At 73.9% G+C, this 11039-nt stretch carries 12 protein-coding genes; 6 read left to right on the top strand and 6 right to left on the bottom strand.

What is annotated here, in order from left to right:
- Window positions 1–123: 123 nt before the first annotated feature.
- The 4 genes from ACGFI9_RS10910 (at window position 124) to ACGFI9_RS10895 (ending at window position 1876) form a co-directional block, all read left to right on the top strand.
- Window positions 124–630, top strand: a complete 507-nt coding sequence (locus tag ACGFI9_RS10910) for a hypothetical protein (RefSeq protein WP_393177430.1) — start codon at window positions 124–126, stop codon at window positions 628–630.
- A 159-nt stretch (window positions 631–789) separates the two neighbouring features.
- Window positions 790–1287 (top strand): hypothetical protein, encoded by a 498-nt coding sequence (locus ACGFI9_RS10905; protein ID WP_393177428.1) that lies wholly within the window; start codon window positions 790–792, stop codon window positions 1285–1287.
- 27 nt (window positions 1288–1314) lie between these two features.
- Complete coding sequence (locus ACGFI9_RS10900; protein WP_393177426.1) at window positions 1315–1452, top strand: hypothetical protein; 138 nt, start codon at window positions 1315–1317, stop codon at window positions 1450–1452.
- Window positions 1453–1456: 4 nt separating this feature from the next.
- Window positions 1457–1876: an NUDIX domain-containing protein gene (locus ACGFI9_RS10895; protein WP_393177424.1), complete on the top strand. Its 420-nt coding sequence runs from the start codon at window positions 1457–1459 to the stop codon at window positions 1874–1876.
- Window positions 1877–1902: 26 nt separating this feature from the next.
- Here ACGFI9_RS10895 and ACGFI9_RS10890 read toward each other — a convergent pair whose 3' ends face one another.
- From ACGFI9_RS10890 to ACGFI9_RS10870, 5 genes are all read right to left on the bottom strand, one after another.
- Complete coding sequence (locus tag ACGFI9_RS10890) at window positions 1903–2850, bottom strand: hypothetical protein (protein ID WP_393177422.1); 948 nt, start codon at window positions 2848–2850, stop codon at window positions 1903–1905.
- A gap of 64 nt (window positions 2851–2914) precedes the next feature.
- On the bottom strand, window positions 2915–5470 hold the full coding sequence (locus ACGFI9_RS10885) for a CHAT domain-containing protein (protein WP_393177420.1): 2556 nt from the start codon (window positions 5468–5470) through the stop codon (window positions 2915–2917).
- 1 nt (window position 5471) lies between these two features.
- Entirely contained in the window at window positions 5472–5960 is a 489-nt protein-coding gene (locus tag ACGFI9_RS10880) for a hypothetical protein (RefSeq protein WP_393177418.1), read from the bottom strand.
- Window positions 5957–6568 (bottom strand): RNA polymerase sigma factor, encoded by a 612-nt coding sequence (locus ACGFI9_RS10875; protein ID WP_393177416.1) that lies wholly within the window; start codon window positions 6566–6568, stop codon window positions 5957–5959. The genes ACGFI9_RS10880 and ACGFI9_RS10875 overlap by 4 nt, the downstream gene beginning before the upstream one ends.
- 4 nt (window positions 6569–6572) lie before the next feature.
- Window positions 6573–7775 carry a S8 family serine peptidase gene (locus ACGFI9_RS10870; RefSeq protein ID WP_393177414.1) on the bottom strand — a complete coding sequence of 401 codons (1203 nt, stop codon included), beginning with the start codon at window positions 7773–7775 and terminating at the stop codon, window positions 6573–6575.
- A gap of 205 nt (window positions 7776–7980) precedes the next feature.
- Between ACGFI9_RS10870 and ACGFI9_RS10865 the strand changes: the two genes are divergently transcribed.
- Window positions 7981–8247 (top strand): hypothetical protein, encoded by a 267-nt coding sequence (locus tag ACGFI9_RS10865; RefSeq protein WP_393177412.1) that lies wholly within the window; start codon window positions 7981–7983, stop codon window positions 8245–8247.
- Window positions 8248–8426: 179 nt separating this feature from the next.
- Here the strand turns inward: ACGFI9_RS10865 and ACGFI9_RS10860 are convergent, their stop codons facing one another.
- Entirely contained in the window at window positions 8427–9032 is a 606-nt protein-coding gene (locus tag ACGFI9_RS10860; protein ID WP_393177410.1) for an HD domain-containing protein, read from the bottom strand.
- 96 nt (window positions 9033–9128) lie between these two features.
- Here ACGFI9_RS10860 and ACGFI9_RS10855 point away from each other — a divergent pair, with 96 nt between their 5' ends.
- Complete coding sequence (locus ACGFI9_RS10855) at window positions 9129–10961, top strand: glycoside hydrolase family 15 protein (RefSeq protein WP_393177408.1); 1833 nt, start codon at window positions 9129–9131, stop codon at window positions 10959–10961.
- The last annotated feature ends 78 nt before the right edge of the window (window positions 10962–11039 follow it).

The raw sequence follows: 11039 nt of genomic DNA, 5'->3' as shown, positions 1-11039 counted from the left end.
TATGGACGGCAGAGCGAAACTGCCGTCCATACACGACATCGAGCAAGGTGGAAGGTAGACATGAGGCTATCGGTAGGACCGACCGCGGGGTGCCGAGGGCTGGCATTCCTTGCGGCGATCACGATGATTGCCATCACTATTTTTATAGTTTTTGCGACGATTTCCGCAGTCGTGTCTGACTTCTCCATGGGCGGCAGTATCGGGTCCGCCCTCGGGATTCTCGTCGGATTGGCGGTTCTTGGTCTCGTCATCTATCTTATTGCGGCTATGAGCTGGGTGTTTCTCACTCTGGCCGTGCGGGGCGCCTGGCTGAGGGGTTCGGTCCTCATCGAACGGCGCCTCGTCCGGCGCTTTCGGGTGGACCTACAGACGGCGCGCGTGGAGTTGCGTGAAGCCGATGCGAAGGGTGCAGCCGAAATGCGGCTGGTGGCGACAGATCCCGAGACGGGTGCGAGCCAGGAATTGTTGATCGGCAAGGGGGATGCCGTACTGCCGTCCCAACAACTCAAGGCTATCGCGGACGCGATCGTCGTTGGTCGCCAGAATGTCGCTGAGGACCACTCCGCCATCGCGGTCGCCGATCGTCTCCGCCAACTGACCGATCGGCATCAATCCGCTGACCGTCGGTAGCGGGCACCATCAGCGTCAAGTCGCCCTATTGCGTCACGTCGGCCACTCGGTCGCCGCCGCTGTTGGCGCCGCCATCGGTTCAAATCGGACGCCGCGACTTCCGCCGCCTCGTGTAGGATGAGTCGCCTGGCGGGAATCCCAACCGGGGAGTAGGAATTCATGGCTGCGGCGGACGAATACCTGGTTTCGCTGAGGAAGCGGATGGCCGCCGACGGTTGCGCCGTAACGAACGGGAATGTCGGGTCGACGCCGGTGCTGGTCGGCTACAAGTCTCAGTCACGGGCGCTGGCAAAGATGCACATATTCGTGGTCGCCGCGAAGACGGAACAAGTCGGCGCAGCCGAGGTTCAGGGGTTCGTAGACGCTGCGGTGCGGTTGGCGAACGCGCGTGCAGGTAAGTGGCGGGGAATGCAGTCCGGGATAATCGTGCTGCCCGTGCTGGTGGCGCACACGGCCGACGCCGACGCCGCCGCTCTGACCCGCCGGGCTCACCGGCTCAAGATGGGTGGCTTCGCAGCCTTTGCGCAACCGGCCGTCGTGGACCTCACGGCAGGCAAGGTATGGACCTTCCGTGGCACCAGACTCTGGGGTTATGCCTTCAATTCCCTTATTAGACAGAAGTGCGCCATGTATCTACCGGCGCCGTCAGCCGAGTAACACTAAACGGTGCCCAATGCGTTGTGGATGGACGGACGCGCTGAACCCGTGCCGATCCGCGGCACGCACCGGGCCGGGCAGTTCCTGCTCTACGCCCGGACCGGCTCGGCGGAGGCGTTGATCGCCGGGGCCGGCGGGGCGGCCGGGGAAGCCGGGGGAGAATGAGCGGATGTCCGCCCGTACCCCCTCGGTGTCCTGCGTCTTCGTCTGCCACGACGGTGCGGGCCGGCTGCTGCTCGCCCGGCGCGGTCCCGGCGCCCGCGACGAGCCCGGCACCTGGGACACCGGCGCGGGGGCGCTGGAGTTCGGCGAGACGTTCGAGTCCGCCGTCGCCCGCGAGGTCCGGGAGGAGTACGGCGCCTCGCCGCTGGCGACCACCCTGCTCGGGGTCCGCAACGTGCTGCGGGACGACCCACCCTCGCACTGGGTCGCGGTGGTGTTCGCGGTCCGCGTCGACCCCGCCGAGGTCATCCTCGGCGAGCCGGACAAGTTCGACCGGCTCGGCTGGTTCACCCGCGACGCCCTGCCCAGCCCGGCGCACTCGCAGCTCGCGCCGACCCTGGCGCTGCTGCCGGACCACCTCGGCTGACGCGGCCCGACCGGGTGCACGGCGCGTCAGCTGTCCGGGCACACCCCGGTGCCCCGGATCGGTAGGGCGCTGTCCAGGTAGGCCGCCGCGATCCAGCCGGTGTCGCCGAGGATCGTCGTCCGGGCCCAGGCGTCGTCGCCCTTGACGGCTTCCCCGGTGCGGTAACAGCTCACCCGGCCCAGCGTGCCGTCGGGCACCTTCCGCAGCACGCGGTCGCCGGTGGAGGGGCCGGCGCGCAGGGACACGCTGGGCCGGGCCTGCACCGCGACGAGCCGGCCGTCGCCGGGGACCAGGCCGTCCTGGAGTCCGCGGCAGGTGAACGTCGACGAGCCGATCCACATGATGGTGTAGTCCTCGCCGGCGCGGCGCTGGTGGCTGGTGTCGAAGCAGTACGCCGGGCTGTCCTGCGCCACACCGATGCCCTGGGTGGCCAGGTCCAACAGGGGGATCTGTTTGATCAGGAAGCAGGCCGTGGTGTCGGCGACCGCGCCGAGGCGGCCGCGGACGACCGCCACGACGCCGACCGCCCACGAGTCGCGGCGGCTCTGGTAGATCCGCACCGCGAGCCGGTCCGTCTGGTACGCGCACTCGACCGCGTCGTTGACCTGCCCGAGCCGGTCGGCGAAGCGACCGAGGTTGCCGAGGAACTGGTCCACCCGGGGCCGCTGCCCGGGCTCGATCCGCTGGGTCACCTCGCTCACCAGGTCGACGTACGGCAGGCAGGGGTTCTCGATCGAGGTGTAGCTCTCCTCGTCCAGCCTGGGCAGCAGTCCGCCGGTCCGGGTGCCGGCCGTCGGGCAGCCGCCTCCGGCGATCTTCGCGAGCCCCTCGGCCGCGCCGGGCCCGGGGCGGTCGTCGGTGCGGCCGCCGTTGGTGCGGCAGCCCGCCAGGAGGCCGGCCGCCAGGGCGAGCACGGTGAGGCCGGCGGCGAGGGCCGCCCGGTGTCGGAGCTTGCGCACGGTGTGGTCACTCATGCCTGGATGGGGAGCCGGCGGCGGTCCTGGATACCTGCTGCCGGCACGACTTCGCCGCGGCGGCTCAGCCGGCGCCGAAACAGACGAAACCCGGGGGCTGGTCCGCGCGTACCGCTTGCGCCAGGGCCGCCGCCGGCGGCCGGCCCGCCACGACCGCCCGGTGGTAGGCCACCATGATCTCCATCGCCGCCTCGTCGGCGACCCGGCAGACGCTGGCGACCACCGTCGCGGTACCCGCGGCGAGCAGGGCGGTCGGCATGCCGAGCGCCTCGTCGCCGTGCCGCACGTCGGTCAGGCCGAGGTCGCAGCAGGACAGCACGACGGTACGCGGCGCGACCGGCAGCGCCTGCACGTCGTATCCCAGCAGCGGGCCGCCGGCCAGCTCCAGCGTGGAGAAGAGCGCGTTCTCGGTCTGGTGCTGTCCGTGCGCGGCGACGTGGGCGAGGCGGGCGCCGGCGATCGCGGCGAGCGTCGCCGCCGGGGTGGCGTCCGGCCCGGTCAGCACCGCCGCGCCCGGGTGCAGCGACGCCACGGCCCGGGCCTCCGCCTCGCCCCGGTGGATGCCCGGCCCCGCCACCACCGTCACCGCCTCCGGCTGGGCGGCGGACGGCCCGGTGGGGGGCCGACCGGTCGGGTGACCGGCGGGCCGGCGGCGCCGGGCAGCCAGCCAGACCGCGACCGACGGCGCCGCCGTGACCGGCCGGGACGCGCACGCCGGCAGCGCGTGCCACGGCGTGGTCAGCAGCAGCCCGGTCGGGACCACCACCAGCTCCCGGTCGCCGACGAGCGGGAGCACCGGATCGAGCAGCAACGCGCCCACCCGATCGGCGTCCTGCCGGGTGGCCGCGCGCACCACCGCCGCCAGCCGGGCGGGCATGGCCCGGCCCGCCTGCGCGTCGAGGTCGGCGCGCAACCGCCGTACCGCCTCCTCGGCCGTGCGCCGGTCGCCGAGCACCACCATCGAGGCCGCCCGGTCGGTGACCACCAGCGCGCGCAGCACGTCCCCGTCGGCCAGGTACAGCACGAGCGCCGCACCGGCCAGCTCCGCCGTCACGGCGGTCAGCGGCGCCGGCGTGGGCCGCGTCGCGTCCCGGGGCCCCGGCGTCGCCCAGGCGCGTTCCCGGACCACGCGCTGCAGCGCCTCCACCCGGCCGTGCAGGGCCCGGGTGGGACGCCCCGCGAGTTCCGCCTGCCGGACGCTGTGCCGTAGCTGGCGCAGCTCCTCCAGCGCCTCGGCGGCGACCGGGTCGTCGGGGGGCCGTACCGGCGGCAGCAGCAGCGCCTGCGCCCGGGCCCGCTCGGACCACCGGTAGACGGCGGCGGAGCCGTCGGCCAGTGCCGCGGCGAGCCCGGCGCGGGCCAGGTCGCGGCCGTGCACCGCGGCCCCGGTCTGCAGGTCGGGGCAGCCGAACCGGGCGCGGTGCCGGTGCAGCGCGGTCATGCCGGCGAGCAGGCTCCGCCGGGCCTCGGCCGGCCGACCGGTCGCGGTCGCCACCTCCGCCCGCGCCATCCGCCACAGCAGACGCGTGTCGAGCCGGTCGGTGCGGCGTGGACCGGCCTGGCGTCCGATCAGCTCGGCCGCGCGGCGGGGTCGTCCCGCGGCCACCAGCGCCCGGACCCGGACGAGACCGGCGACCCGGGCGTCCTCGGGCAGCCCGAGCCGGGCCAACCGACCGGACAGCAGCCCGGCGCGCCGGGCCACCGTCGCCTGGTCGACCGCGCCGGCCGCCTGATCGGCGCGCAGCTCCAGCAGGGCGGCGAGGGCGGCCCGCCGAACGTTGGTGCGGCCGAGGAACGCGGCGCGGGCCTGCCGGGCCCACCGCGCGGCGGCGGCCGGCTCGCCGGCGAGCAGGGCCGCCTCCGCGCGGACCTGGAGGGCGTCCGCGTACGTGTGTCCGAGCTGCTGCCGCGCCGCCCGCTCCACCGCGCCGGCGAGTTCCCGGTCGGCGTCGCGGTACAGCCCCGCCGCGATCAGCGCGCGGGCCCGTTCCACCGCCAGGTTGGCGAGCCGGCCCGGCGCGAGCACCTGGTAGTCGGCGTCGGACCGGGCGAAGGCGCGCAGCGCGGCGGGCAGGTCACCGGCGATCACGTCGAGGCAACCCAGATTCGTCCGCGCCATGGCCACGTGCAGGTCGAGCCCGTGCCGGGCGGCGATCTCGGCGCAGCGCCGCAGGTCGGCCCGGGCGAGCCGGACGTGGCCCGCCTCCAGGTGCACGAGGCTGCGGTTGTTCAGCGCCTTGACCAGGTCCAGCGGGTGCGCCAGGTCGCTCAGCAGGCCGATGGCCTCGTCGTACTGGCGCAGCGCCTCCGCGTTGCGGCCGTTGCGCTTGAGCAGCAGGGCCCGCTGGCCGAGCAGGATCGGCCGCTGCGCCGGAGCGACGAGGGCCTCGGCCTCGTCCAGCAGCCGGAAGCCCAGCTCCACCCGACCCCGCTCGGACTCGGCCCAGGCGAGGCTGATCAGCAGCCGGGCGTGGATGTCGCGCAGGGCAGGTCGGCCCTCCGCCAGCCGCAGTCCCGCCCGCAGTTCCCGGGCGGCCCGCCCGGGCTGGCCGGCGTCGCTGGACGCCAGGCCCGCGGTGTGCCAGCGGGTCGCCCGCCGGAGGAGTGCGGCCGCGTCCACGTCACAGGGCGAGGGCCGGCGTGACCACCTGCGGTGCGCGCTCGCCCCGCGCCGGGTGCACCACCAGCTGCGCCAGGCCGTGCGGTACGCCGTCCAGCACGAACCGGCCGGACGCGTCGGACTCCACCGTCTGGGCCGGGTCGGGCGCGGGGTGCCGCAGCTCGACCCGTACGGCGGCGCCGGGCGCGAGCCAGCCGTCGATCCGGACCAGGCCGTCCGGCCGGTCCACGATGGTGATCATGACGGTGCGGCTCTCCGCGTCGAACGTCAGGGTGCGGGTGCGTTCCGTACCGCGGACCGCGCCGACGAGCTGTTCGTCGCGCAGGCGGGCGACCTCCCGGTCGACGTCGTCGAGCGCCAGCGCGAGGCGTACCCGGTCGTCCAGGTCGGCCGGTGGCGGGTCGAGCCGGGCGAGCACCCCGGCGAGCTGGTCCAGGATCGCCTGGTCCAGGTCCTCGAGCGGCTGGTCGGCGGAGTGCGGGGCGGTCATCTCGGGCTCCACGTCGAGTCGGCTGCCAGCATCTCCCGCAGCTTCGCCAGGCACCGGCCGCGGGTCGGGCCGATGCTGCCGCGCGGCATGCCCAGCGCCTCGGCCACCGCCGTGTAGTCGGGGCGGTCGACGTGCGCGACGATCCGCAGCAGCGCCCGGCACCGTTCCGGCAGCCGCGCGACGTGTCGCCACAACGCCCGGTCGCGTTCCTCGGACAGCAGCAGGTCGGCCGGGCCCGGGTCTGGGTCGGGCGACGACTCCAGGCTCGCCGCGTCGTGCGGCGCCTGCCGCTGGGCCAGCCCGCGTACCCGCCAGGACTCCCGGCGGGCGGTGGTCACCAGCCACGCGGTGAGCGCGCGTGAGGACCGGATGGCGTGCAGTCCGCGGACCAGCTCCAGCCAGGTCGTCTGCACGACGTCCGCGGCCTCCTCGGCGGTGAGGCCCTGCGCGCGGGCGACGTGCCACAGCAGCGGGTTGAGCTCCCGGACCACCTCGTCGAGGGCGTCCCGGTCGCCGGCCCGGGCCCGCTCCAGGCAGTCGCCGAGGCGCGCCGCGCGGTCGAGCGACGCGGCCGTACGGTCCACCGGGGTCTCCGACACGCTGGACACGGCGTCACTCCGGCAGCCGTACGGGCGGGGGCACCAACCCCTGGGCGAGCCGGCCCGCGTACCGCGCCGCCGCAAACGAGGTGCCGCTCCAGTAGGCGAAGGCGCCCTTCCCGGTGTCCGGCGTCGTGTTCTCGGGCGTCGTGGTCAACGGCATGGTGCTCACCGCGTTGGTGCCCTGGTCCCACTGGCGCACCCACCCGCCGTGGTTGCTGTACCGCGCCCGGGCGGTCGGCGAGGCACCGGCGCCGACACTCACCACGGTCAGCTCCGGGTCGACCGCGAAGGCGGCCGGATAGATCGGGATGTCGCTGCCGTCGTTCCCGGCCGAGGCGACCACTGGAACGCCCCGGTCGGCCAGGCGTTTCAGGGCCTTCCGGACCGGCTCCATCTCCTCGTCGTCGTCGCCGATCCGCCGGCGGCCGAACGCGGTCAGCACCACATCGACGCGCTCGTCGGCGTGGACCCGGTCGGCCAGCCAGTTCAGGGCGTGTGCCGCGTTGAGGTCGCTGACCCGGCCCGCGTCGCTCATCACCCGCAGCGAGAGGATCCGCGCGTCGGGCGCGGCGAGCCGGACCAGCCCGGCGAGGAACGTGCCGTGTCCCCAGTGACTGCCGAAGTCGGGGTTCTCGCTCGCCGCGCCGTGGCTCTCCTGGCCGGCGACCTTCGGGATGGCGCGCAGGGGCGTCCATCCCTCCGCGTCCGCCCAGTACGGTTCGCCGTCGGCCTCGTCCAGCCAGTCGTGTTTCCGTACCCCGGTGTCGAGCAGCGCCACCACGGGCCGGCCGGCCGGGAGCTGGCTGGCCGGTCGCCGGAGGGGTTTCGGCGGCATCATGTAGTCGGGCGCCGGGAGCCAGGCGACGGTGCCGTGCCCGCTCTTGCAGCCGCTGGCCTGGTAGTACGGGTAGAGGTGCTCCTCCGGCCGGGCGTCGTCCTCGACGGTGGCGGCGGTGGACTCGTAGTCGGGCAGGCACACCGGCACGTCCGACCGGTCGGCCAGCCGGCGCGTGGCCCGGGCGATGGCCACCGGATCGCCGTGGACGGGCAGCTCGACCAGTTCGGTGGTGGCCGGTGCCGAGCCTGGCGGCGCGGACAGCGGGCGGCCGAGGCCGGCCTCGGCCAGCAACCCGTTGAGCCGCTCGATCGTCTCCGGACGCCCCGCCACCCAGGCCGGCGCGAGCACGACGTCAGGACGGTAAGGGTGGGACACCTGACCTCCCAGTGGTACGGCCGGTTCACTCAGGACCGTCCCGCGCCGACGCGGGACAGTGGTCGATCTCGGACAGTCGAACACGTGCGGCCGCCGCCGCCAAGGGGCCGGACGGTGCGTCGGAAATGGCCGTCCGAGGTGTATCTCCCGGGACCCGTCCGCCCCCTTGTCCCGGAGGGCCTGCCCGGTGGCCACAACGCGGCAGGTGCGGGAAGTGTGGGTCGTCCCACCGCTGCGGCCCGGTCAGCCCGAGCAGGCGGACACGGTGCACCAGCAGCTCCGGCGCCCCGTACGCCCGCAGCCGGGCCGGCGCGTGCCGGGCCAGCCAGCCGGCGAGCTCGGCGGCGTACCGCTGTGTGTTGTCCCGCCAGCTGAGCCACGGCAGGTCGTCGCGGAGCAGGTCGACCACCCACTCGTCGGCGGCGTCCGCGAGCTGCGACCGCGGCGTCGAGCCGGCGGCGGGCCGCCGTGACCGGGGACAGCGTCATGGGTGCGCCCATCGGGACTACGGCCGCACGCGGCCGAAGACCGCGACATTACCGGCCGGGGCCGCCCCGACGCCATCCGTTTGCCGGGCCCGCCGGCGGACCAGGGCCCGCGACGAGGCGGGCCGGCGCAACGGTCCAGCGCGGCGGGGACGAGGACCCGGCGTCAGGGGACGCGCCCCGCCCGTACCGGATGCGTGGCCTGGAAGGCGAGCCGGCGGTCCGCGTCGGCGGCGATCCGGTCGAGGATCTCGTCCAGTTCCAGGAACACCGACCACCGCTCGCGTCCGGTGACGGCGGCCAGCCGGTCCACGACGAGGTCCTCGAGGTCGCCGACCCGCTTGCCCTTCCACACCTTGTCAGCCACGCCGACCAGCAGGTCGTCGACGTCGATCCCGTCCTCCCGCCAGGCGGCGTGGGTCGCCGCGAACCGGGCCAGCGTCGCCGGCACCCCGTGCCGCAGCAGCAGCTCGCGGCCGGCGATTTCGTGCGCGGAGCCGGGCCCGGACAGCTCCGCCGGGTGTACGACCTTGCCGATGTCGTGCGTCGCCGCGCCGAAGAGCACCGCCGCCCGGTCGACGGTGAGCTGCGGGAACCGCTCCGCCAACGCGGTGGTGAGCTGGGCGGCCACGTCGTGCACGGCGCGCAGGTGGGCGGCCAGGCGGGGTGGCGCGTGCAGCGTCACCAGCAGGGCCGCGACCTCGTCGGGCAGCGGACGCAGCGGCGGGTCGCCGGGCGCGGTGAGGGCGCGGTGCAACGCGTCGGTGATCACCGCGCCAACGGTACGACCACCCGCCACTCATGCCCCTCCGGCATGGGCGGCGCGAGAGCGGGTACGCGGGGCGGCGTCGGATGGGGAGGTTCGGGCGTGGAGTCGTACCCGGCGATGGAGAATCACGGGCTGATCGGTGACCTGCAGACCGCCGCGCTGATCACCCGGGACGGCACCCTGGACTGGTTCTGCGCCCCCCGATTCGACTCGCCGAGCATCTTCGGCGGCCTGCTGGACCGGAAAAAGGGCGGATACTTCCAGATGTCGCCCTGCGGGGTCGACTACGTCAGCAAACAGCTCTATCTGCCCGGCGCGCCCATCCTGATCACCCGCTTCCTCAGCGCGGACGGAGTGGGTGAGGTCCTCGACTTCATGCCGGTGACCGGGGAAACCGCCACCGACCGGCACTGCCTCGTGCGGATGGTCCGGGTGGTCCGGGGCACCATGCGCTTCAAGGCGGACTGCCAACCCCGGTTCAACTACGGACGGGATCCGCACACGGCGGAGTTCACCGCCGAGGGCACGGTGTTCCGCAGCCGACACCAGACCCTCACCCTCAATCCGATCCGCGCCGGGGCGAAGCTCCTGGACGAGGGGGACTACCGGCGCGAGGAGCACGGCGGCGTCACCGTCACCGGCGTCCTGCACGAGGGCGACACCGGCGGGGTGCTGCTGCACACCGCGTCCCCCGACCCGCCCCGGGTGGTCCCCCCGGCCGAGGTCGTGGAGATGTTCGAGCGGACCCGCGACTTCTGGCGGCGCTGGCTCGACGGGTCCCGCTACACCGGACGGTGGCGGGAGATGGTCGAGCGCTCGGCGATGACGCTGAAGCTGATGACGTACGCGCCGACCGGCGGCCTGGTCGCCGCGCCCACGGCCGGCCTGCCCGAGCAGGTCGGGGGCGAGCGCAACTGGGACTACCGCTACACCTGGGTCCGGGACGCGTCGTTGTCGGTGCACGCCCTGCTCAGCCTCGGCTTCACCACCGAGGCGCGTGGCTATCTCGACTGGCTGACCCAGCGGATCCAGGAGGCCGACGAGAGCGGCCAGCCGGTACGGATCATGTACCGGGTGGACGGCTCCAGCGACCTGGCGGAGGAGGCACTGCCGCACCTGGAGGGCTACCGCGGGTCGACGCCGGTGCGGATCGGCAACGACGCGGTACGCCAGCTCCAACTGGACATCTACGGCGCGGCGATGAACTGTCTGCACCTGGCGGAACGGGAGGGGTTTCGCGGGTCCCACGAGGGGTGGCGCAGCGCGATCCAGATGATCGACTGGCTCTGCGAGCACTGGGACCAGCCGGAGGACGGCATCTGGGAGACCCGGGGTGGCCGGCAGGACTTCACCTACGGCCGGCTGATGTCCTGGGTGGCCTTCGACCGGGCCATCCGGGTGGCCCACGACAACGGCCGCCCCGCCGACGTGGTCCGGTGGGCGACGGCCCGGAACAGGGTCTACGACCAGATCATGGCCCGCGGCTTCCACCCTGGCCGGAACGCCTTCGTCCAGCACTACGGCAGCGACGTCCTGGACGCGTCACTGCTCGCCATGCCGGCCGTCGGCTTCGTCTCACCGACCGACCCGATGTGGCAGTCGACGCTGCGGGCGATGGACCGGGAACTGGTCTCCGACAGCCTCGTCTACCGCTACAACACGGCCGCCTCGCCCGACGGCCTGCGGGGCCGCGAGGGCACCTTCACCATGTGCACCTTCTGGTACGTCCAGGCGCTCGCCGAGTCCGGCCGCCTCGACGACGCACGGCTCACCTTCGAGAAGATGCTCACCTTCAGCAACCACCTCGGCCTCTACTCCGAGGAGATCGCACCCAGCGGCGAGCAGGTCGGCAACTTCCCGCAGGCGTTCAGCCACCTGGCGCTGATCAGCACCGCCGCCGTCCTGGACCGGTTGCTGGACAACCGTCGCTGAGGGCTCGGGGCACGTCGCGCCGGAGGACGGTCGCGTACTCGACGCGGGTGCGGATTTCCGCGCTGCCGGCCGGCCACG

The sequence above is a fragment of the Micromonospora sp. NPDC048930 genome (assembly GCF_043197935.1).
Taxonomy (GTDB): Bacteria; Actinomycetota; Actinomycetes; order Mycobacteriales; family Micromonosporaceae; genus Micromonospora.
This window is presented reverse-complemented; position numbering and strand designations above follow the sequence as displayed.

Excerpts from the sequence above, each read along its gene's own strand:
- ACGFI9_RS10895 (WP_393177424.1), top strand. The coding sequence starts at position 1,457 with ATGTCCGCCCGTACCCCCTCGGTGTCCTGCGTCTTCGTCTGCCACGAC.
- ACGFI9_RS10890 (WP_393177422.1), bottom strand. The coding sequence starts at position 2,850 with ATGAGTGACCACACCGTGCGCAAGCTCCGACACCGGGCGGCCCTCGCC.
- ACGFI9_RS10910 (WP_393177430.1), top strand. The coding sequence starts at position 124 with ATGATTGCCATCACTATTTTTATAGTTTTTGCGACGATTTCCGCAGTC.
- ACGFI9_RS10900 (WP_393177426.1), top strand. The coding sequence starts at position 1,315 with ATGGACGGACGCGCTGAACCCGTGCCGATCCGCGGCACGCACCGGGCC.
- ACGFI9_RS10880 (WP_393177418.1), bottom strand. The coding sequence starts at position 5,960 with ATGACCGCCCCGCACTCCGCCGACCAGCCGCTCGAGGACCTGGACCAG.
- ACGFI9_RS10905 (WP_393177428.1), top strand. The coding sequence starts at position 790 with ATGGCTGCGGCGGACGAATACCTGGTTTCGCTGAGGAAGCGGATGGCC.